Origin of the sequence: Nocardia sp. NPDC058705 (genome assembly GCF_042749305.1) — a bacterium.
Lineage (GTDB): Bacteria > Actinomycetota > Actinomycetes > Mycobacteriales > Mycobacteriaceae > Nocardia.
The window spans coordinates 23225-42512 of sequence record NZ_JBHYRN010000037.1; the positions used below are offsets into that span (position 1 = coordinate 23225).

Sequence of the window (19288 nt, forward strand, 5' to 3'; positions counted from 1 at the left end):
ATGCAGATAACTTGAACCCTACCCGGAGGAAATCATGGCCACCAGCACCCAGGACGATCGGCGCGCGGTTACCGAGGTGATCGCCGGCCTCGTAGACGCCTGGCGTCGCCACGACGCCGAGGCCTACGGAGCGGCCTTCACACAGGACGCCACGTACATCACCTTCGTCGGCACCTACTACCAGGGGCGGCGTGACATCGTCGAAAGCCACCGCACGCTGTTCGCCAAGTACCTCGAGGGAACCCAGCTCGCCGACGAAATCCTCGATGTTCGATTCCTCGGCCCCGACACGGCCGTGGTCACCGGACGCGGCGACTCGTACAAAGGCGCCCGCCCCAAGAAGTTGACCAAGCTGCAGACCTACACCCTGGTCCGCGAGTCGTCCGGGCAGTGGCGCGTCGCGGCGTTCCAGAACACGAAACGCAAACCGCTGATGGAGGCGATCTCCTTCAAAACGGCCCCCGGCCTGATCCCGTCGGCCCAGCGGTGAGCGCGAGAAGCTGACCGCACCACCGAGCCGCCCGCCATGGCCGATATCACCGAGAGCGTGCGGCCCGGCTGGGTCGACGACGAACTGTTCCCGTTCGACAGCCGATTCGTCGATATCGGCGGCCACACCGTGCACTACACCGACGAGGGACCGGCCCCACACTGGTCACTCTGGTCGGCCAGGACTGGGGGCGGTTCGTCGCCGCAATCCGCGACTGGACACCGACGCAGAGCGAATGAGACAGGCCTATAGCCCGCCGTGTCGGCGATAGACGCCATCACCGCCTGACATCAACCGCGACTGAAGTCGGCCGCATGGTCGCGTACCCATTCCTCGAAAGTTTGTGCGGGACAACCGGTAACGTCCGCGACCGTGGTCGACACCGGGGGCGCGATCTCGGTGGCCTCCCGCCACCCTGCCAGGATCGCCGTGGCGACAACCGGCGGCACGGTCCGCTCCAGCTCTGCCCGCGCCTGTTCGACCGACGACTCCACGACCGCGATGTTCCGGCCGACGGCCGCGGCGATGTAGCGCACCTGTTCGCGCATGGTGATCGCCTCGGGTCCGGTCACCGGGTAGGCGGCCTGGCGGTGTCCAGGCACGGTCAGTGCCGTGACTGCCATTGCGGCCAAGTCCTTTTCGTGCACGGCGGCTATCCGCGCATCGGGATAGGGCAGGTGCACCACATCGTGTTTCCGGATGGACTCCTGCCACCACCAGATCAGGTTCGTGGCGAACATGCCGGGCCGCAGGAACGTCCACGTCAATGTCGAGTCTCGCAGCGCGGACTCGCACCGAAAGTGCGTCCAGGCAATCGGATTCGACTCGGGGTCGGGATCCGTGGCCGCCGCGGACGACAGCAGCACGACGTGGCGCACCCCCGCAGCTTCGGCTGCCGCGACGAAGCCGTCCAGTCCCGCGGGCCGCGCGTACAGGAAGGCATTGTCTACGCCTTCGAGAGCGGCAGGCAGCGTTTCGGGCCGATCCAGATCGGCCGCGACCACCTCGGCCCCCATCGGAAACCGAGCGGCATCGGGGTCACGGCTGACCATTCGAACGTGTGCGGCAACGGAATTCAGGCGGCCCACCACATGGCGCCCGACATTTCCACTTGCTCCGAAAACGACTGTCGACATGCCAGGAGGGTAGGCAGCCGAGCGAGTCCCAGGCGAGGACCTACCTGGAGGTAAGCTGCCGAAATGACGGTAGGCCCGCAGGTCTCGCAGTCCGATGCCGGTGGCGTGGGTGACGGATTTCACCCCGAGTGCGCGTGGCGCGAGACCGTCGACCTCGCAGGCCGCTGGGTCAGCCCCATCCTGCACATCTTGCGCGAGCGGCCATTACGGTTCTTCGAGCTACAGAGCGAGATCGAGGGCATCAGCGACAAAATGCTCTCGCAGACATTGCGCACGCTGGTACGCGACGGTCTGGTCACACGCACCGTGGAACCCGCTACGCCGCCACGAGTGAGCTACGAACTCACCCCGCTGGGACACAGCCTTGCCGAATCGCTGGAGCCGTTCATGGCGTGGATCCGCAGGCACGCCGACGATGTCGCGCGAGCTCGCACGAAACACGACCGGGCCGACCTTCGATCCAGCTGATCAGCAGTACTCGTCGAGCTCGGCATCGGGGCCACAGGTGCCCGGGGATCTCTTGTTCGCCGCGGTAACGACGCTAATGCGCTAGCCGATGTAACAATGGATTCGAGCCTCGTGCCATCGCCCTTGCAGCAATCGCAGTTGAAAGGCTGAAATGTCGCATCGGAAAAGTGCCAAGATCGCCCTCGCCGGTGGCGCGGTAGTAGCCGCGCTCATCGCCACCAGTGCGCCCGCCGCAGCCTCGAACTACATCCCGGTCGAGCTCCCCATGACCATTACGGGCGCCCACGGCCTCGGCTGCTCCGGCGACGTCTGGGCGGTAGGCAACGTCTACCCCGACGGCGACGTCCCCGGCACAGTAGATCTCCAGCTCAAAGGCTGGCTGAAAGTCTTCGGCGTCCCCGCCCCCTGGTGCACCCTGGCCCCGACAGTCCACTGGCGCAATCTCGACACCGGCGCCACCGGCCAAGCCTCCACGTCCCTCGGTGCCTGGCAACCCTTCTTCTGGTCGGCCCCTGTCGTAGGCAACCTCCGCCTCGTGACCGGACCGGGCCAAGTCGAATTCACCCTCACCACCGACCTCCCCCACACCCCGAGCATCACCAACTTCCGGGTTTACTGACACCGAAACTGGAAAAGTACTGCGCCGCAAGGATTTCAAGTACTGTCGTGACCGATTCGATCAGCATGCGACGTGGAATATGCGAATGTTCAAGCGACGCAGTCGCATTCGGTAAGGAATCGACCGAGCAGGTCGAACGGATCGGTGCCGGAATTCCGCTCGGGCAGACTGAATATTGTTGCGGGGGAATCGCGAGTGAAGGGGGAGGTGGTGATGCGCGGCAGAGAGGCGATATCCCGCGACGCGGCGGCGACCCGTGACATGTCACGCCCGGAACGTCTGCACGCCCACAGTGCCGTCTCCACAGCCCTGGCCCTGCACAGCGATCACGCGCTGCGCGAGCTCGTGGATGCGGCCGTGCCGATCGGTTCCGGTATCGGCGGGAAGTCAGCGCTGCTGGAGATCGCCGGAACTCCGGTTTTCGTGAAGCGAGTGCCCCTCACCGACCTGGAACGGCAGCCGGAACACGTCCGGTCCACCGCGAACATGTTCGATGTGCCGATGTTCTACCACTACGGCGTCGGCCTCATCGGTGGAGCGGGCTTCGGGGCCTGGCGCGAGCTCGCCGTACACACCATGACGACGAATTGGGTGCTCGCCGCCGAAGGCGAGAGTTTCCCGCTGATGTACCACTGGCGGGTACTGCCCGACGCGACGCCGCTGCCGACCGAGCTCGCCGACATCGATCGCGCCGTCACCTACTGGGACGGCCGACCCCAGATCCGCCACCGGATCGAGGCCGTGCGTGACTCTTCGGCGAGCATCGCACTGTTCCTGGAGTACATCCCACAAACCCTGCACGAATGGCTGAACACCCAGATCGAGGCGGGCGACGCGGCCACCGACCGGGCCTGCGCCATGGTGGAGCGCGAGCTTGCCGCGGGCACCGCGTTCATGAACAGCCGCGGGCTCCTGCACCTCGACGCACACTTCCACAACATCCTGACCGACGGTCACCGCCTCTACTTCGCCGACTACGGCCTCGCCCTCTCCGCCGGGTTCGACCTCGCGCCGCGGGAAGCCGCGTTCTTCGACCAGCACCAGAGCTATGACCGCGGCTTCACCGCCACCTACCTGTCGAACTGGCTGCTCACCGCCCTGTACGGGCTCCGTCGGGACGACCGGCAGACACGCGCCGCGATGGTGCGCGCCATCGCGGAAGGCCAGCCGCCGAAGGGCGTCCCCGAGGGAGCTGCCGCAGTTCTCCTCCGGCAGTCGCCGATCGCCGCTGAGATGTCGGCGTTCATGCTTGCGTTCCAGCAGACGAGCCGGAGCACCCTATATCCGGACGAGGAAATACGCCGCCTGCTGGACGGCCAGGTTTCTGTGTTCGTTCAGCAGAGAAGGGCCTGACGGAGAATGCGGCGTGGCTGATCGAATTGGGGTAGTGAGCGCGCTTCCCCCAGATAACGAGGGTCGCCGCCTGCTCCTCCTCGATGACGGCCGAAGCCGACGTATCGAGCCGGGCCTGACCGATGACGAGATCAAAACCCGCTTCGACCTGGACCTCGTTATCCACGCACCCCGGATCCCCTTCTGTGCAGGTCTCCTCCTCGACGGCCCACTCGCAGGAACGCGCAACTACACGGTCAACAAACTCGGAAACCGCGCCATCTACTACCTTCCTCCTCCACCGGCTGACGATATCCCCAGACCACGCCAACCTGGACTCGTCTACGAAGTCGTGATGCTCGGCGTCGACGGCAAGCCTGCAGAACTCCGCTACGTCACCAGCGCGGAGGTGTCGACAGCTTCGGGGTGCCCTACTCTGCGTCGCAGACCCGAATAGACAGACGCCCTGCTCGCAGCACGTCGACGACCTCATCGCTATCGTGAACGGCAAGCTCGCTACTGGACCGACATGGTCGAGTCGACTCGCGAATCGGAGAGAACGGCGTCGGATCATGGCGGAGGACCTGATCGTGACTCGGGGACTGGTGATACCAGGGTCCGAGTTGCGCGAGCGGTTCTCGCGGTCGTCGGGTCCGGGAGGGCAGCACGTCAACACCACCGACAGCCGGGTCGAGCTGTCGTTCGACCTCGCCAATTCGCCCTCGGTGCCGGAGTGGTTGCGCACCCGGATGCTCGACCGTCTGGCTACTCGTCTGGTCAACGGGGTACTCACGGTTGCCGCTTCGGAGCAGCGTGCGCAGTTGCAGAACCGTGCTACCGCCCGCGAACGCCTGGCTTCGCTACTGCGTGACGCCGCTGCCGCCCCGCCACCGGTTCGCCGCCCAACCAAACCTTCGCGTGGAGCGAAGGAACGTCGGATTTCGGCGAAGAAGCGTCGCGGCGTCACCAAACGCAACCGGCGCGCCTCGCCCGACGACTAGCTCTGATCGCCGGGTAGTAGAACGGCCGGACGCTGTCGGCGTCGTGGCAGCTACCAGATCGTAGTGACGGACGCGCGGCTGACGTGTACTAAAGGGACTGTTGCACAGAACAGTTGAGTGTGAAGGCTTACCGTATGACCCCCGCGCCACCTACCTTCGACCAGGTATGGACCCGTTTCCGCCATCTCCTCGGCGTGTACTCGCCCACCGCCGTTGCGACCCTACAGCCGGGCGCCACCGCCGAGCAGATCGCGCACCTGGAAGCAGCCCACGGTTTCGCGCTGCACCCCGATGTCCGTGCGCTGCTCGAACATCACAACGGCACTGTGTACGCCGAATACGGGGGTTCCGCAGAAGGCGTCGACTTCCTGCCGATGGGGTACATGCTCGACTCGGTCGACCAGATCCTCGCCGGGCACGAGTGGCGAACCACCTTCAGCGCCGAGAACCGAGCATCGGGCATCGGCGAGGAAGACCTCTACGGCCATGCCCACCAATGGGTTCCGATCGCACACTCCATCGACGCCGGCATCTTGTTCGTCGAGCACCGCCCCGGACCGACCTACGGTCACGTCATCGAATTGGGTATCGGCTCAGGCGCTTTCGAAGGCACCCTGTGGGCCGACACGCTGCTCGAATTCTTCGCCGCCCTCGCTGACTCCCTCAACACCCGCACCCCCTTTCACGGCATGACCCCCAGCGTGCGGGAGTCGCATCTCTCCGGGAAGATCTGCCTGTACTGGCTGTGAGAACGCGCCGGTGTCAGGAAGCGCCGCGGCGCAGGCTTGCCTGCTCTGTCCTGGCGAATTCGACTGTGAAACAGACGAATTCGGCCACCGATCGCGATCTCGATCCCGCCGGCCACACGACCGAGTTCACATGCGGGCTCGCGTCGATGGTGGGGAGGTGGACGATGTCTGTCCGTGGATAGGCATTCGCCACAGACAGTGGCAGCAGGGCGACCGCGTGTCCCAGCGCGACGAGCTCGATGACCTGGGTGATGTCACCTACCTCGGTGGTGCGGGCTTCGACTGGTTCGGCGAACTCGACGGGATTGCGCAGGTCCCGACCGGACCAGTAGAGGCGTTCGTCCGGGGTGGCGTCCTGGAATACCGGGATGGTCTCGCCGAGCAGATCTCGGCAGCGCAGTTCGCGCCGGGCGGCAAGGCGGTGGTCGGCGGCGACCACCGCGATGCGGGGCTCCTCGGTGAGCACCTCGGATTCGAGGCCACGGCTGTCGAACGGCGACCCGACGATCGCGACGTCAGCTCGACCGTCGCGCACCATGTCGGCTTGGCGGCGGTGGCCAGCGACGAGGATCTCCACCACCGGACTCTCGTGCGCCCCAGCGAATGCGTCGATGGCGCGCCTCAACAAACCGGATGCCATTCCAGGTTTCGCGGCCGCGACCAGCGTCGATCGGTTCATTCCTGCGCGCTGAGTGCGGGCCGCCGCCGACTCGATGGCGGCCAGCGCGCGAAACGACTCGTCGAGCAACGTCTGTCCCGCGTCGGTCAGGGTGACGCCCTGTGCGCTCCGGAGGAAGAGCTCGACGCCGAGTCGCCGTTCGAGCAGACGGATCGCTCGCGAGAGTGGTGGCTGCGCCATTCCCAGTGCCGCCGCGGCACCCGAGAACGTCGAGTGCTCGGCGACGGCGACGAAGTATCGAAGTTCTCTCACTTCGAGATCCCCCATACCCCGAGGGTATAGGCGGCAACCCGATCTGTCCTTCCTCGGCGGACAGTCCTCTGTTGCGATGGACATGTCCGAAACATCCGGTTCAGTGCGGAAGGCCAACAATGAAGACCACATTGCTCACCGATAGTTCACCGCTCGCCGATGACGCAGGGAAGCTTGTTCTGCGGCTAGGGATCGCGGTCGTGTTCCTGGTGCACGGGCTCGATGATTTTCAGACCGGACTATCGAACATCGTCGCGATGCAGGGCGAGGCCGGCATTCCCCTCAACGAGATGAGTGGTCGGTTCGTGCCGATCTGGCTGACCTTCGGTTCGCTACTGTTCATCGCGGGTGCCCTCACCCGCGTCGTCGCTGCCGGATATGTGTTCATCATGGGTGGCGCGTGGATCTTCGCGCATGCGTCGAACGGATTCTTCGTCGAGAACGGCGGATACGAATTCGTCCTGATTCTCGGTGCTGCGTCGTTGGCATTGCTGTTGACGGGGCCGGGACGATTCAGCGTCGACCAGCTCGTCGTCGACCGGCTGAGCAGGTCGAGCTCCACCCGATCGTCGGCGCGCCAGCGAAGCGGTATTTGAGGCATTGCCGAGGTCGAAGTCGGGTTCGAGCACCCATCATGGGTGTCGCGCAACAGAATCGGCCAGTGCCGCGCGGGCGGCGGCGAGATGGTCGGCGAGGTCGCCGCCCTGCGCGAGCCAGACTCGGTACGCGGAGAAGAAACATGCGATACCGATCTTGGCCCAGAGTGCTGGGCGGACATCGGAATCGAGGGCGACGCCGAGCTGGCGGGCCAGATGCTGTTCGATGAGCTGTTCCACGGCGGCTTGTTTGGCCAGGTCGCGGGCGCGCAGGGCGGGGGAGTCGGCGATCAGGGCGTCGCGGGTGCGTGCTGTGGTGAGTTGTTCGCCGCCGAATCTGTCGATCAGGGGCCCGATGACGACGGCGAGGGTGGTTTCGGGGTGTTCGCCGGCAGGGCGTTCGGCGAGTAGGCGGGTCAGGTCGGCGCGCAGGTCGTCGTCTTCGGGGAAGACCAGTTCTTCTTTGCTGGCGAAGTAGCGGTGCAGGGTGCGGGTGCCGACTTCCGCGGCGGCCGCGATCTCGGCGACCGTGACGCCGTCGAAGCCTCGTTCGGCGAACAGGCGGAACGCGGTGTCGACGATGGACTGCCTGGTCCGTTCCCGTTTGAGATCCCGCAGCGACATCGAGACAGTGTCGCATGGCGTCAGAATATGGCAGACTATGCCATATGACATCAAGTGACAGAATGATCGTGGTGACCGGCGGTACCAGCGGGCTCGGCTACGAATGTGCCAAGGACCTCGCCCGCGACCCGCGCAACACGGTGGTGATCACCGGGCGCGATGCGTCTCGAACTCGCGACATGGCCGCGAGGATCGGCGCACACGGGATGGCGCTCGACCTGTCCTCGCGTGCGTCGGTCGGCGCGTTCGTCACCGAACTCGTTGCCGCAGACCGACCACCGCTGTTCGGTCTGGTGTGCAACGCGGGCGTGCAGTTCACCCGCAGAACCCTCACCGCGGACGGCATGGAGGCGACCTTCGCCACCAACCACCTCGGTCACCTCGGCCTCATCACCGACCTGCTCGACCACTTCACCGCGCCCGCCCGAATCATTTTGGTGTCCTCGGGAACTCATGATCCCGACCAGTTCACCGGGATGCCGCACCCGCTGGACGACACCGCACGCGATCTGGCCTACCCGCCATCGCCGAGCGAATCCGCCCAGCGTGACGCTCGCCGCCGCTATACCACCTCGAAGCTGGCGAACGTGCGGACCGCGTACTACCTCGCCCGCGAGCTGGCTCCGCGTGGCATCACGGTGAACGCGTTCGATCCAGGCCTGATGCCGGGAACCGGATTGGCCAGGGACGCAAGCGCTTTCCAACGGATTGCCTGGAGGACGATCGCCCGCGCCCTTGTCGTCTTGCCTAGCGTTCGCACACCGCGCGCGTCCGGTGCGGATCTCGCTTGGCTGGTCGCGGCACCGGACCGCGAGGGTATGACCGGTCAATATCTGGTACGCCGAGCACCGGCGCGATCCTCCGCGGCGTCCTGTGACGAACCGGCGCAGCAGGCTCTCTATCGAGACAGTGTGGAGTTGCTCGCCGAGCTGGATGCTCGAGCGGGCCGATAATCGGCGCCCCGGATAATCGGGGCTGGACGCCGGGCCGGGGACCGGCAATAGTCCGGGGGTGAAATTGGGTGTGGTGGCGGCTCGGGTAGTGGTCGGGGTGGCGTTGGTGCTCGGGATGGCGGCGCCGGTGAGCGCCGAGTCGGCGTACACGTGGACGCAGGAGTATTTCACCGCGCCCGACGGGACACGACTGCATGCCGACGTCTTGCGACCGCCCGGGGTGGCGGCCGACGAGCGAACTCCGGTGCTGCTCACCGCCAGTCCGTATCGGGCGCATCTGGCATATCTGTCCCTGCCGCGACCGGAGGGTGGGCCGTCGACCGAGAACTTGCCGGTCGAATGGGCGCTGCGGGCCGGATACACGTATGTGATCGTCGATCTGCGCGGGTTCGGTGGGTCCAACGGGTGCCCGGATTACGGTGGTCCGGGGGAGCGGTCGGATGTGGCGGCGGCGGTGGAGTGGGCGGCGAGCAGGCCGTGGTCGACGGGTCGCGTCGGCATGGTCGGGACGTCGTATGAGGGGTGGACCGGGATGATGGCGCTGGCCGCGAAGCCGAAGGGGCTGGCGGCGGTGGCGGCATTCGCGCCGGTTGTCGACCCGTACTCCTACCTCTACATGCAGGGCACCGCGTGGAAGTTCGGCGGAAAACCGTTGACCGAGGACGGAATTCGCCCCGCCGACACCACGGGCGCCGAACACCTGGCCGTCGCGTCGACCCCCGGCCACCCGGCCGACAGCGACGAATACAAGGCCAACGCCGTGGCGATGACACAGGACTGCGCCGCCCGCTACCTCGCCCTCACCACCGACCACAACGGCGCCAACCCGGACTGGCGCGAGCGCGACATGGTCGAGGCGGTCCGCGGCAACACCATCCCGATGTTCCTCGGCCAGGGCTTCCTCGATGCCAACACCCGAGCCGACCGCATCATCGAGGCGTGGGAAGCCAGAGGCCCTGGCGAGCACCGCGCCTGGTTCGGGCAGTGGGGCCATTCGGACTGCAGCGAAAGGTGCGCCACACCCCACTTCGCCTCGGAGCTCTACGCCTTCCTGGACAAACACGTGGCGGGTGCCGATGTCGAGGTGCCGGGTCCGCCCGTGACCGTGGGCCAGTTCGACGGTGGATGGCGCAGCGAAACCGTCTGGCCGCCAACGGATTCCCGGAGCGAGTCGGTCACATTGCGCACCGGTGCCTACAGCGATCGTGGTCTGCTACCCGGTGCTGACCGCGAAATCTGGTCGATCTCGGCGCCGGTATCCGAGCCTGTCCACCTCGCAGGCCGAGCCACCGCCGCGCTGACCCTGTCCGGCCCGCCCGAAGCGACTGTCGCACTGGAGCTTTACGACATCGCGCCCGACGGTCACGCCACCGTCATCACCCGCGGCATCGCTCAGGTCCGTGCTGAATCCGCGGTACGGCTGCTCTGGCAAGACGCCCGCCTGGCCACCGGCCACCGACTGGGTGTCCGAATCACCAACGCGGTCGACGACGTGTGGTCGCACACGCCGACGAACGCGACCGTCACCGTCACTTCCGCTCGCCTGGATCTGCCCCTGCTCACCACGCCGCGCGAGCTGAATCTGCCCGGCGGCGTTCCCACCTGGCACGCGAGGTGGCGAACAGCGGAAGCGATCGCACTCCAGCCGGACATGTTGAACGACCCCACGCTTCGCATCGAGCTTGCCCCGATCGGGTGAGCCAGCGGTTTATGTTGCGGCGGAGACCTGTTCGCCCTGCACCGCACGCGCGACCGAGCCGGGATGAGTCAACTGTGGGTAGTGGCCAGCGCCGGCAATGGTGATGACGGGCCGGTCGGTCGGCTCGACCAGCGGGTCGTCCGAACCGACGATGATGTCGACCGGAACCGTGACACGGGCCAGCGCAGCGGCGAGCTCGTCTCGCGAAGCACCCGCTGCGCGCAGGGCCGCGAAGGTGCGCTGGGCGACGCCGGGCCGCCGCAAGTCAGCGACAGCTGAGGTGACGGCGGATCCATCCGGAATGCCCAGTCGCGCAGCCAATGTCGCCGCCGACATCCGTTTGACGACCTCAGCGGCGATGGGTGAACCCGTGATCCGAGAAGCAGGCCGCTGCAGGAACGCCGGTGAGATGAGCACGAGCCGAGCCACCCGATCGGGATGGCGCAGCGCGAATTCGATTGCGGCCCATGCCCCCAACGAATGGCCGACGATGACAGGTCGAGTCCGCACCGGCGCCATCAGTTCCTCCATCCAGTCACCGGTCGACTGCGAAGACGCCGCCGAGCGCCCGAGCCCGGGGAGGTCGGCCGCCAACACCGGAGCATCCAACTCCCGCGCGACATCCGTCCACGAGTCGCTGTCGAGCGGAATACCGTGCAGCAGGACATATTCCGGCTCGACCTGCTCGCCGATCATCCATGTGCCGTCGCGAAAGCCGGATTGAGGTGCGGGCGTGCCGGTGCCGTTGCGGCTGGCGACGATCCCGTCCGCATAAGTGCGCAGCAGGTCACCGACCGGCGGATGGCTGATGCCGAGACGCCGTGCGACGACATCACTTTCGCTGGTTTCGTACCGGTCTGTGCTGAGGAAGGACAGCGCTTCGGGATGGGCATGGGTCACGGCCCGGGGCAGTCGGCGGATCAGCGCCGTCGGCAGTGTGAAGCGTGGCGCGGCAACATGCAGATGGTCGGCGACGAGCCGAATCAGTTCGGGCAGTGCGGGAGTCGTCGCATCCAGTAGTAGATACGACTGTCCTGCTGTGTCCGGCTGCGTCGGTAGCCCGACGATGAACCGGGCCACGTAGTCGAGATCGACGACCGGAACGAAGGTGTCGGCGGAGCCAGGCAGTGCGGGCAGCCGCCCCTGCCAGAGATTGTCGATGATGTCGGAGAGTCCGAAGAACTGGCCCGGCCCGAGCACCCCGGCCGGATTCGCCATGGTCAGCGGGATGTCACGCTCGGCCGCGATCCGCCGCAGCAAGCGGTCCGCCTCGACCTTCGACGCCTCGTACGCGCCGTCGCCGTAGTCGGGCGCGGCTCCCTCGACGGCGCGATAGCCGGCGATGTGCACGATGCGTCGCAGATCCGGTTGGCGCGCAGCCCATTCCAGCACGTGAACCGCACCGTCGAGATTGACCCGACGTGCCACCTCCGCATCCAGTCCGAACTTCATCAACGCCGCCGCGTTGTACACATCGCGCACCCCGTCGACGGCGTCGCCCAGTGCGAGATCTGGTTCGCCGATATCGGTGGTCGTGATGTGTAGGCCGGCGGTGTCGACGCTGTGCGCGTCGAGCCAGGTCCGCAGTCGATCCTGACTGCCCGCACGCAGCGCCGCGGTGACGGTGTGCCCGGCCCGCAGCAGTTCGGCGACCAGTGAGCGGCCGATGAATCCGGCGGCGCCGAAGACGACCGAGTCGGTATGTGCCATGGTGTCCTACTTTCAGTAGACCGATTTACATATTTTGAAGCGATGCGACCAGAGGTCGAGGCGAACTCAGATCAACACGTCGATGGTGTCGGCGAGGTGTCGAAGCGGTTGGCGGGACCGATGCGTGCGAGCCAGCACCAGCCCCCCTTCGATCAAGGCGAGCGCGACCGTGGTGATCCGCTCGGGTTCGGGATGGCCGAATCCGATCAGCCGCTCCCGAATCGCCTCTTCCCACAGTCGGTAGGTCGCCGAACAGGCTTGCTGCACAGCCGCATTGGTGGACGCGGTGTCCAGGGCGACGGTCGCGACCGGACATCCGATGGTCCAGTCCGAGGCTTCCAGCTGATCGCCGAGCAAGTTCACCATCTTTCGCGCGAAATCCCGCGCATCCGTCGCCTCGATCGTGCGGATGATCGCCGCGATATCGGCACCGCTCGCGGCGAGCGCCGCGGCCACCAATTCGTCCTTGCCGCCGGGGAAGTGGAAGTACAGCGATCCGCGCGGCGCTCCGCTCTCCTGCACGATCTGGTTGAGTCCGGCGCCGAAGTAGCCGTGCGACTCGATCAGCGAGCGCGTCGCTTTGATCAACTTGCACCGCGTTTCGGTTCCCTTTTTGCCCACACCCGCAAAACTAGACCGATCTGCATATTTTCGCAACCGGCGGACGACCACAGGTGGCTGGTCGTCTACTCGCGGTGTGTTCTCAGTAGTTCGGCAGCGTCCCCGCACAGTCGGTCGACAACGGCGGCGGCAGGCTCGATGTGGGTCACCAGGCCAACACCCTGACCTGCGTCGACGGGCGCGAGCCGGGGATCGTCGGCCGCGATCGCCGCGCGGAGGCGTTCGGAATCCGGCAGCTCGTCGAGTCCCGACCACGGGTCCGTGAACTCGTTGCGCAGCACGCGCGCCGGATAGATCGATGGCCATGGCAGCTCGAGTGCCTCGTCGAACGCGGTGGTGACGGTGGTGCTGCCGGCATCCGCGGCCAGCATCGCGAGGCGGGCGGATTCGGACAGCAGCGATTCCTCGGCGGCGGCCAGACAGGTCCCCAGCCATGCGCCCGCGGCACCCGCCGCGAGCACGGCCGCGAGCGTGCGCCCGGAGCCGATACCACCGGCGGCCAGGACCGGGACGGTCGCGATGTCGAGGACGGCGTCGAGCAGCGGCAGCAGAGCCAGCCGGTCGGCGCCGTGACCACCACCTTCACTGCCGCGCGCCACCAGCACGTCGATGCCCGCATCCTGGGCTCGGTGCGCGCCGGGCGCGTCGTACACCTGGGTGACGGCGAGGATACCCGCGGCCCGCACCTGTGGAACCCAGGAGAAATCGGTCCCGAAACTGACCGAGATGATCCGTGGGCCTGCGGCGATCGCGGCTTCGAGCAACCCGGTTTCGCGGGCGGCGACCCAGTCGACGAGCCCGATCCCGTCCGGCGTCCCCGCGACGGCCAACTCGCGCCGCAACGCCGTCACCGACCCCGCACTACCCATCCCGATCATCCCGAGCCCGCCCGCCGCGCGCACCGCCGCCGCGAGCCGTCCGCCCGCCGCGCCGCCCATCGGCGCGTTCACCACCGGCACGCGCAGCCCCAGCGATCGCGACCATGGTGTCGACAGTGTCTGCTCTGACATCGGTGCACCTTCCGTCACGGACATGACCCGACCATCATGGCAGCCCAGCGCCGGGGCTCTCGTGAGGCGGCACATGCCGGGGTGCCCGTGATGACGCTCGAATCGGAAAGGCCTGTGTGGCAAGGGTATTCGCAACACTAGCCACGCCGACGCGCCGCGGGGCGCGAACCTCTGCGGCGGATACGCGCGGCGCGTATGTTCGATCACAATGCCGGACGACGAGACAGGATTGCGATGACGATCAGAGATCGCGTCGAACAACTGGTGGCCGAGCCGCCGGTGGTGTTCGGCGAGCCGTTCGACACGGCCGACGGCACGACCGTCATCACTGTCTCGCGCGGTGGCGGTCTCCTGCGGCACCCCCGCCCGATCGGGTTGTTCGTCGTCCACGAGGGACGCGCGCACTGGACGCCCGCGATGGACTCCAATCGCATCGCTCAATTGGGGGAGTGGATCGGTCTGCTCACCGGAGTCATCGCGACACTGGCGGTTCTGCGTCGTCCACCGTGGCCGGACCTGCGCCGGACCCGCTGAGCCCGTACAGCGCTAGCGTTTCGAACCGCTGCCAAGCCTGGGCGGGCGGTGTCGGTGAGGTCGGCTCGATCACCGGGCCGAGCACGCCGAGCAACCCCCACGAGAGGAATTCGATCGTGCCCGGCGGCTGGTCGCCGAGGAGTTCACCGACCAGTTCGGCGACACACTGCTGGTAGGCGCGCACGACGGTCGCGGTCGCCTTCGGTCCGATCAGCGGGCGATAGACCTCGGGATACTGCGCGGCGAGATGGAACATCACGCGCAGCGGCGCGAGTGGGGAACCGGGCGTGGTCGTGCGGATGATCTCGCGGCGCAGGAATTCGGTGCAGCTCACCAGCAGCAGGTCGTCCTTGTCGCGGTAGTGCGCGTAGAAGGTGGACCGCCCCACATCGGCGCGGCCGATGATGTCGCTGACGGTCACCTTGTCGTAGCCGCGCTCGATCATCAGCTCGATCAACGCCTTGTGCAGGCTGTCCCTGGTGCGTCGAACCCGGCGATCGGGGTGCTCGGCCATCGCTTCCTCCTGCACGGTTTCCCCGGATCTGTTCGATAACGGACACCTCCGGCGATTCTGCTCCTGGTGACGTGTGCGGCCACGCCCGACCATGAACTCATGTCCCGAAACCAGCTTCTCACCCCCATGTTCGTCAACGACTCCGACACCGGTCTCGTCATCGAAGGCCTGCGCCGCTACAACGCGTTCACCTCGGTGTTCTTCCTCGGTAGACATCGTCGACTGCTCGCCGAATTCGTCACCCTCGCCGGTGCGCGACCGGGCGATCACGCGCTCGATATCGGTTGTGGCCCTGGCAAACTCGTTCGCGCACTCGGTGGGGCGACCGGGCCGACCGGTGCCGCTGTCGGCGTCGACCCCTCGGCGACAGCGGTTGCCGACAACAGCGACCGTGATCGCGCCGCCCAGCACCGCTACGTCGTCGGACCCGCGCAGGAACTACCGCTGCCCGATGCCGAATTCGACGTGGTCACCTGCACTTTCGTCATGCACCACATTCCCGAGTCACGCCGAGATGCCGCGATCGCCGAAATGTGGCGGGTGCTGCGGCCCGGCGGACGACTCCTGCTCGCCGACGCGTCGCCGTCACCCCGCATGCGGGCGGTGCTCTCGCTGTTTCTCGGCCGCGGTGGTGACCCGTTCGCCGACGCCGACATCCGCCACTACACCGATCAGGTCGAGGCGGTCGGCTTCACCGAGCTCACCTATCGGCAAAGCCGCGACCAGACCGGCATCCTCACCGCGGTGAAACCGGTGGTCCACCACTGATCCGGCGAAACCTGTCGGTGCCCTCGGCTAGGGTCGGTCTCGACACGATCATTCGAGCACGGGGGTGCGGCATGGAGTTCGATCAGCGCGAAATCGAAGCACGGGAGTTCGCGATCGCGGCACACGGCGATCAGCGCTACGGCGACCATCCCTATGCCACCCATCTCGCCGCAGTCCGCGGTGTCCTCGACGACTTCGGTTACGACGGTGAACTAGCGCAGGCCGCGTGGCTCCACGACGTCATCGAGGACACCCCGGTCACCGCGGAGGATGTCGAAGCCCGGTTCGGCCGTGCGGTTCTCGACCTGGTGTGGGCGGTCACCGGCATCGGCCCCGACCGCAAGGCGCGAAACCAGAACGCCTACGACAAGATCGCCGCCCACCCGCGCGCGGTGATCCTCAAACTCGCCGACCGCACCGCCAATGCCGAGGCCAGCCCGCCCGCCAGCAGTTGGATGGGCATGTACCGCACCGAACACCCCACCTTCAAAGCCCACCTCGGTGGACTACTGGCCGACGACCCCACCGTGGCGAGCATGTGGGAACGCCTCGACCGCCGCCTCGATCCCTCGGTCGCTCCGCCCACCGATCAGTGGGTCGAGATCGACCAGTTGGTAGCTGCTGGCGAACACGAAAAGGCTGTCGCGGCAGTACAAGCGGCCTTCGACTGCAACCCTGGCGAAGCAGAATTAATCCTGGCCGAGCGCGCCTGATCGGACCGGGGGCACAAACACCAGTCAGCTGGCGGTCGACCCGAAAGCCGGGCAAACCCCAGCTGAGCTCGCCTGAGTCGCGTGGCAGTGTGTGATCGAGTAGCGCGATTCAGGCGGAGGGGCGCCCCGGGGTCGTTGGGCCGCGCGCGGCGAACAGCCGAGCGGCTGCGGCGGCCGCGAGGTCCTCGTCGAGCTGCTCATGACCGGCTGTGCCGCCGCCTCCTGGCCCGCCGTCGTCAGCGATGACGCGTCGGGCCGAGAGGTGGATCGCGTCTACGCCGGCTCGCTGTAGTGCCGGAATGTCACCGACGGTGATCCCACCACCGGCCATGATCTGGATGCGCCCTGCCGCGTGCTCGACCATCGCGGCGAGTTCATCGACTCCCTCGGCGCAGGTGGCTGCTCCACCCGAGGTGAGCACCCTGGTCATGCCTGCGGCGATCAACGTGTCGAGCGCGGCCTCGCGGTCGCGGATCTGATCTATCCCACGATGAAAGGTCAGCTCTATGTCACCAACATTGTCGAGAACACGGCGCAGTCCCTCGACATCGACCCGGTGGTCAGGGGTGAGCGCACCGACCACCAGACCGGCTGCTCCGGCCGAAACTGCCGCGCGCGCATCAGCATTCATCACCGCGAGCTCCTCGGCATCGTTATACACGAAACCGCCTGCCCGGCACCGGATCAGTACGTGGACGGGAATCCCGGTCCCCACCACCGCCTCGATCGTCCCGATGCTCGGCGTCAGCCCACCCGTACTGCCCAGCGCCGCACACAATTCCACCCGATCCGCCCCGACCCGGCGAGCGCCGAGCGCACCCGCCACGTCCTGTACCGCGAACTCGAGCGCGGTCACGTCAGAACGGCTGCCAGGCGGGCTTGTTCGCCAGCGCGTACTTGTAGTAATCCGCCAACTTCAGCTTGCTCGCCGCCGCCTCGTCGATCACCACCGTGACATGGGGATGCCACTGCATGACCGAGGCCGGGCAGAACGCCGACAAGGGCCCTTCGGCGGCGGCGGCGATCGCGTCGGCCTTGCCCGCGCCGAGCGCGATCATCACCAGGTGCCCGGCCTCGTTGATGGTGCCGAGGCCCTGAGTGAGCACGTGATGCGGCACGTCCTGCGGCCCGTCGAAGAAGCGGGCGTTGTCCTCGCGCGTCTGCTCGGTGAGCGTCTTCACCCGCGTGCGCGAGGTCAGCGCCGATCCGGGCTCGTTGAATCCGATGTGCCCGTCGGTGCCGATTCCCAGCAATTGCACGTCGACCCCACCCGCCGCGGCGATGGCCGCGTCGTACCGCCGTCCCTCGCCCGCGACGTCACCTGCTTCCCCGTTCGGGCTCAGCACCCGCGCCGGATCCAGGTTCACATGGTCGACGAACTCCGACCGGATCACCGAAAAGTACGACTGCGGATGGTTTTTCGGCAAACCGACGTACTCGTCGAGCAGGAAGGCGCTCGCCGTGGAGAAGTCCAGCTCACCCTCGCGGTACCGGCGCGCCAGCTCCTGGTAGCTCCCCAGCGGCGACGATCCGGTGGCCAGACCGAGGATCGCATTGCCGCCCTGCACATAGCCGCCGACGATATCGGCGACCGTGCGCGCCACCTCGTTTTCGTCCGCCCGGATCACGATTTCCATCAGCTTCCTTCCGTTCCGGCGACGAACACCCGTCGCGGCTGCAATGACTGGTCGGTGACGAGAATGTCGGCGCGTGCACCGACGGTGAGACTGCCGCGTTCGCCCGCGAGGCCTAGAACGCGAGCGGGCGTGCGGGTCGCGGAGATGACCGCGTCGGACAGGGGAACGCCGGCCGCCAGCACGGTCCAGCGCAGCACATCGACGAGTCGAGCTGTGCCACCCGCGATCGCTCCGGGTGCACCGCCGTCGCTCGCAAGCCGGGCGACACCGTCATGAACCCGAACGTCGAGTGCCCCGAGGTGGTAGTCGCCGTCGCTCATACCCGCCGCCGCCATCGCGTCGGACACCAGCGCGATCTGGTCCGGCCCGACGGTGTCGAACACCATCGCCACCGTCTCCGGCGCCAAATGCACACCGTCAGCGATCAATTCGACCACCATCTCACCGCGCCCGGCCGCGGCCAGGCAGGCGGCGACGGGCCCGGGGGAGCGGTGATGCAGTGCGGGCATCCCGTTGAACAGGTGCGTGGCGGTGATCGGACCGCCTGCTTCGGCAATGCGCGACGCGGTGGTCGCGGCATCGGCGTCGGTGTGCCCGAGGCTCGGCAGCACATCATGACGCCGCATCGCAGCCAGCAGTTCATCGAAATGCGCGGTCTCGGGAGCCAAGGTCATCGACCGCACCGTGCCACGCGCCGCCGCGTAGATCCGCTCGAACAGCAGGGGGTCGCCGGGGATGATCGCCGCGGGATCCTGTGCGCCACACCGGCTCGCATTGATGAACGGACCCTCGAGATGCACCCCGAGCAACGCCCCGTCCTCGACGAGATCGGCCAGCATCGCCGCCTGCGCGACCAGCACCTCCGGCTGATCCGACACCAAACTGCCCATCAACCCGGTGGTGCCATGAGCCCGATGATGCGCCGCCGCGACCCGGGCACCTTCGGCGTCGGCATTGGGAAACCCGAACCCGGCCCCACCGTGGCAGTGCAGATCGATCAAACCCGGAAGCACCAGATCAGAGCTCGACGCCGGAAGATGTTCGGGCGCGGGATGATCCGCAGCCGCACCGACCCAGGTGATCAGCCCCTCATCGAACTCGACCACACCATCGGCGATGTCACCCGCGGCCGTCCCGACGAGTCGACCGCGCACGAACCCCGTCACCACGAACCCTTTCGACT

The 19288-nt window shown here is 66.9% G+C and carries 23 protein-coding genes; 13 read left to right on the forward strand and 10 right to left on the reverse strand.

Annotation, left to right across the window (positions count from 1 at the left end; genetic code table 11):
- Positions 1 to 34: 34 nt before the first annotated feature.
- Positions 35 to 490, forward strand: a complete 456-nt coding sequence (locus ACFW6D_RS29075; RefSeq protein ID WP_379333347.1) for an SgcJ/EcaC family oxidoreductase — start codon at positions 35 to 37, stop codon at positions 488 to 490.
- A 290-nt stretch (positions 491 to 780) separates the two neighbouring features.
- On the opposite strand, the gene ACFW6D_RS29080 is transcribed toward ACFW6D_RS29075, so the two are convergent.
- The gene (locus ACFW6D_RS29080; RefSeq protein ID WP_379333349.1) at positions 781 to 1626 is read right to left on the reverse strand and encodes an NAD(P)H-binding protein; all 846 of its coding nucleotides are present in this window, start codon (positions 1624 to 1626) and stop codon (positions 781 to 783) included.
- 63 nt (positions 1627 to 1689) lie between these two features.
- On the opposite strand from ACFW6D_RS29080, the gene ACFW6D_RS29085 reads away from it, so the two are divergent.
- The 6 genes from ACFW6D_RS29085 (at position 1690) to ACFW6D_RS29110 (ending at position 5795) form a co-directional block, all read left to right on the forward strand.
- Entirely contained in the window at positions 1690 to 2094 is a 405-nt protein-coding gene (locus ACFW6D_RS29085; RefSeq protein WP_379333351.1) for a winged helix-turn-helix transcriptional regulator, read from the forward strand.
- A 151-nt stretch (positions 2095 to 2245) separates the two neighbouring features.
- Positions 2246 to 2713, forward strand: coding sequence for a hypothetical protein (locus ACFW6D_RS29090; RefSeq protein ID WP_379333353.1), 468 nt, complete (start codon positions 2246 to 2248; stop codon positions 2711 to 2713).
- A gap of 213 nt (positions 2714 to 2926) precedes the next feature.
- Complete coding sequence (locus tag ACFW6D_RS29095) at positions 2927 to 4066, forward strand: protein kinase family protein (protein ID WP_379333355.1); 1140 nt, start codon at positions 2927 to 2929, stop codon at positions 4064 to 4066.
- Positions 4067 to 4079: 13 nt separating this feature from the next.
- Entirely contained in the window at positions 4080 to 4502 is a 423-nt protein-coding gene (locus ACFW6D_RS29100) for a hypothetical protein (protein WP_379333357.1), read from the forward strand.
- Between the two features lie 115 nt (positions 4503 to 4617).
- Entirely contained in the window at positions 4618 to 5046 is a 429-nt protein-coding gene (gene arfB / locus ACFW6D_RS29105; protein WP_379333359.1) for an alternative ribosome rescue aminoacyl-tRNA hydrolase ArfB, read from the forward strand.
- A 134-nt stretch (positions 5047 to 5180) separates the two neighbouring features.
- Positions 5181 to 5795, forward strand: coding sequence for an SMI1/KNR4 family protein (locus tag ACFW6D_RS29110; protein ID WP_379333361.1), 615 nt, complete (start codon positions 5181 to 5183; stop codon positions 5793 to 5795).
- A gap of 13 nt (positions 5796 to 5808) precedes the next feature.
- Here ACFW6D_RS29110 and ACFW6D_RS29115 read toward each other — a convergent pair whose 3' ends face one another.
- Positions 5809 to 6741 (reverse strand): LysR family transcriptional regulator, encoded by a 933-nt coding sequence (locus ACFW6D_RS29115; protein ID WP_379333363.1) that lies wholly within the window; start codon positions 6739 to 6741, stop codon positions 5809 to 5811.
- A gap of 104 nt (positions 6742 to 6845) precedes the next feature.
- Here ACFW6D_RS29115 and ACFW6D_RS29120 point away from each other — a divergent pair, with 104 nt between their 5' ends.
- Complete coding sequence (locus ACFW6D_RS29120) at positions 6846 to 7322, forward strand: DoxX family protein (RefSeq protein WP_379333365.1); 477 nt, start codon at positions 6846 to 6848, stop codon at positions 7320 to 7322.
- Positions 7323 to 7358: 36 nt separating this feature from the next.
- Here ACFW6D_RS29120 and ACFW6D_RS29125 read toward each other — a convergent pair whose 3' ends face one another.
- Positions 7359 to 7946, reverse strand: coding sequence for a TetR family transcriptional regulator (locus ACFW6D_RS29125; protein ID WP_379333366.1), 588 nt, complete (start codon positions 7944 to 7946; stop codon positions 7359 to 7361).
- A 44-nt stretch (positions 7947 to 7990) separates the two neighbouring features.
- Here ACFW6D_RS29125 and ACFW6D_RS29130 point away from each other — a divergent pair, with 44 nt between their 5' ends.
- Positions 7991 to 8899 (forward strand): SDR family NAD(P)-dependent oxidoreductase, encoded by a 909-nt coding sequence (locus tag ACFW6D_RS29130; protein ID WP_379333368.1) that lies wholly within the window; start codon positions 7991 to 7993, stop codon positions 8897 to 8899.
- A 58-nt stretch (positions 8900 to 8957) separates the two neighbouring features.
- Positions 8958 to 10598, forward strand: coding sequence for a CocE/NonD family hydrolase (locus ACFW6D_RS29135; RefSeq protein WP_379333370.1), 1641 nt, complete (start codon positions 8958 to 8960; stop codon positions 10596 to 10598).
- A 9-nt stretch (positions 10599 to 10607) separates the two neighbouring features.
- Here the strand turns inward: ACFW6D_RS29135 and ACFW6D_RS29140 are convergent, their stop codons facing one another.
- The 3 genes from ACFW6D_RS29140 to ACFW6D_RS29150 all read right to left on the reverse strand — a co-directional run bounded on the left by ACFW6D_RS29140 (position 10608) and on the right by ACFW6D_RS29150 (position 13939).
- The gene (locus ACFW6D_RS29140) at positions 10608 to 12308 is read right to left on the reverse strand and encodes an alpha/beta fold hydrolase (protein ID WP_379333372.1); all 1701 of its coding nucleotides are present in this window, start codon (positions 12306 to 12308) and stop codon (positions 10608 to 10610) included.
- Between the two features lie 66 nt (positions 12309 to 12374).
- Positions 12375 to 12929, reverse strand: coding sequence for a TetR/AcrR family transcriptional regulator (locus ACFW6D_RS29145; RefSeq protein ID WP_379333374.1), 555 nt, complete (start codon positions 12927 to 12929; stop codon positions 12375 to 12377).
- 65 nt (positions 12930 to 12994) lie between these two features.
- Positions 12995 to 13939, reverse strand: coding sequence for an NAD(P)H-dependent flavin oxidoreductase (locus tag ACFW6D_RS29150; RefSeq protein WP_379333376.1), 945 nt, complete (start codon positions 13937 to 13939; stop codon positions 12995 to 12997).
- 234 nt (positions 13940 to 14173) lie between these two features.
- Between ACFW6D_RS29150 and ACFW6D_RS29155 the strand changes: the two genes are divergently transcribed.
- On the forward strand, positions 14174 to 14473 hold the full coding sequence (locus tag ACFW6D_RS29155; protein WP_379333378.1) for a hypothetical protein: 300 nt from the start codon (positions 14174 to 14176) through the stop codon (positions 14471 to 14473).
- Here the strand turns inward: ACFW6D_RS29155 and ACFW6D_RS29160 are convergent.
- Complete coding sequence (locus ACFW6D_RS29160) at positions 14412 to 14987, reverse strand: TetR/AcrR family transcriptional regulator (protein WP_379333380.1); 576 nt, start codon at positions 14985 to 14987, stop codon at positions 14412 to 14414. The genes ACFW6D_RS29155 and ACFW6D_RS29160 overlap by 62 nt on opposite strands.
- A gap of 99 nt (positions 14988 to 15086) precedes the next feature.
- Between ACFW6D_RS29160 and ACFW6D_RS29165 the strand changes: the two genes are divergently transcribed.
- Both ACFW6D_RS29165 and ACFW6D_RS29170 read left to right on the forward strand, forming a co-directional pair.
- Positions 15087 to 15755 carry a class I SAM-dependent methyltransferase gene (locus ACFW6D_RS29165; RefSeq protein WP_379333382.1) on the forward strand — a complete coding sequence of 223 codons (669 nt, stop codon included), beginning with the start codon at positions 15087 to 15089 and terminating at the stop codon, positions 15753 to 15755.
- A 71-nt stretch (positions 15756 to 15826) separates the two neighbouring features.
- Entirely contained in the window at positions 15827 to 16468 is a 642-nt protein-coding gene (locus ACFW6D_RS29170) for an HD domain-containing protein (protein ID WP_379333384.1), read from the forward strand.
- 109 nt (positions 16469 to 16577) lie between these two features.
- On the opposite strand, the gene ACFW6D_RS29175 is transcribed toward ACFW6D_RS29170, so the two are convergent.
- From ACFW6D_RS29175 to ACFW6D_RS29185, 3 genes are read right to left on the reverse strand one after another with little or no spacing between them, the layout of a single operon-like run.
- Positions 16578 to 17324: a copper homeostasis protein CutC gene (locus ACFW6D_RS29175; protein WP_379333386.1), complete on the reverse strand. Its 747-nt coding sequence runs from the start codon at positions 17322 to 17324 to the stop codon at positions 16578 to 16580.
- Between the two features lies 1 nt (position 17325).
- A complete protein-coding gene (gene nagB, locus ACFW6D_RS29180; RefSeq protein WP_379333388.1) occupies positions 17326 to 18105 on the reverse strand; it encodes a glucosamine-6-phosphate deaminase in 780 nt (259 codons plus the stop codon).
- Complete coding sequence (locus ACFW6D_RS29185; RefSeq protein WP_379333390.1) at positions 18105 to 19274, reverse strand: N-acetylglucosamine-6-phosphate deacetylase; 1170 nt, start codon at positions 19272 to 19274, stop codon at positions 18105 to 18107. Before ACFW6D_RS29185 ends, nagB begins: the two co-directional genes overlap by 1 nt.
- Between the last annotated feature and the right edge of the window lie 14 nt (positions 19275 to 19288).

Excerpts from the sequence above, each read along its gene's own strand:
- ACFW6D_RS29075 (WP_379333347.1), top strand. The coding sequence starts at position 35 with ATGGCCACCAGCACCCAGGACGATCGGCGCGCGGTTACCGAGGTGATC.
- ACFW6D_RS29080 (WP_379333349.1), bottom strand. The coding sequence starts at position 1,626 with ATGTCGACAGTCGTTTTCGGAGCAAGTGGAAATGTCGGGCGCCATGTG.
- ACFW6D_RS29085 (WP_379333351.1), top strand. The coding sequence starts at position 1,690 with ATGACGGTAGGCCCGCAGGTCTCGCAGTCCGATGCCGGTGGCGTGGGT.
- ACFW6D_RS29090 (WP_379333353.1), top strand. The coding sequence starts at position 2,246 with ATGTCGCATCGGAAAAGTGCCAAGATCGCCCTCGCCGGTGGCGCGGTA.
- ACFW6D_RS29095 (WP_379333355.1), top strand. The coding sequence starts at position 2,927 with ATGCGCGGCAGAGAGGCGATATCCCGCGACGCGGCGGCGACCCGTGAC.
- arfB (WP_379333359.1), top strand. The coding sequence starts at position 4,618 with ATGGCGGAGGACCTGATCGTGACTCGGGGACTGGTGATACCAGGGTCC.
- ACFW6D_RS29110 (WP_379333361.1), top strand. The coding sequence starts at position 5,181 with ATGACCCCCGCGCCACCTACCTTCGACCAGGTATGGACCCGTTTCCGC.
- ACFW6D_RS29115 (WP_379333363.1), bottom strand. The coding sequence starts at position 6,741 with ATGGGGGATCTCGAAGTGAGAGAACTTCGATACTTCGTCGCCGTCGCC.
- ACFW6D_RS29120 (WP_379333365.1), top strand. The coding sequence starts at position 6,846 with ATGAAGACCACATTGCTCACCGATAGTTCACCGCTCGCCGATGACGCA.
- ACFW6D_RS29125 (WP_379333366.1), bottom strand. The coding sequence starts at position 7,946 with ATGTCGCTGCGGGATCTCAAACGGGAACGGACCAGGCAGTCCATCGTC.
- ACFW6D_RS29130 (WP_379333368.1), top strand. The coding sequence starts at position 7,991 with ATGACATCAAGTGACAGAATGATCGTGGTGACCGGCGGTACCAGCGGG.
- ACFW6D_RS29140 (WP_379333372.1), bottom strand. The coding sequence starts at position 12,308 with ATGGCACATACCGACTCGGTCGTCTTCGGCGCCGCCGGATTCATCGGC.
- ACFW6D_RS29150 (WP_379333376.1), bottom strand. The coding sequence starts at position 13,939 with ATGTCAGAGCAGACACTGTCGACACCATGGTCGCGATCGCTGGGGCTG.
- ACFW6D_RS29155 (WP_379333378.1), top strand. The coding sequence starts at position 14,174 with ATGACGATCAGAGATCGCGTCGAACAACTGGTGGCCGAGCCGCCGGTG.
- ACFW6D_RS29160 (WP_379333380.1), bottom strand. The coding sequence starts at position 14,987 with ATGGCCGAGCACCCCGATCGCCGGGTTCGACGCACCAGGGACAGCCTG.
- ACFW6D_RS29165 (WP_379333382.1), top strand. The coding sequence starts at position 15,087 with ATGTCCCGAAACCAGCTTCTCACCCCCATGTTCGTCAACGACTCCGAC.
- ACFW6D_RS29170 (WP_379333384.1), top strand. The coding sequence starts at position 15,827 with ATGGAGTTCGATCAGCGCGAAATCGAAGCACGGGAGTTCGCGATCGCG.
- nagB (WP_379333388.1), bottom strand. The coding sequence starts at position 18,105 with ATGGAAATCGTGATCCGGGCGGACGAAAACGAGGTGGCGCGCACGGTC.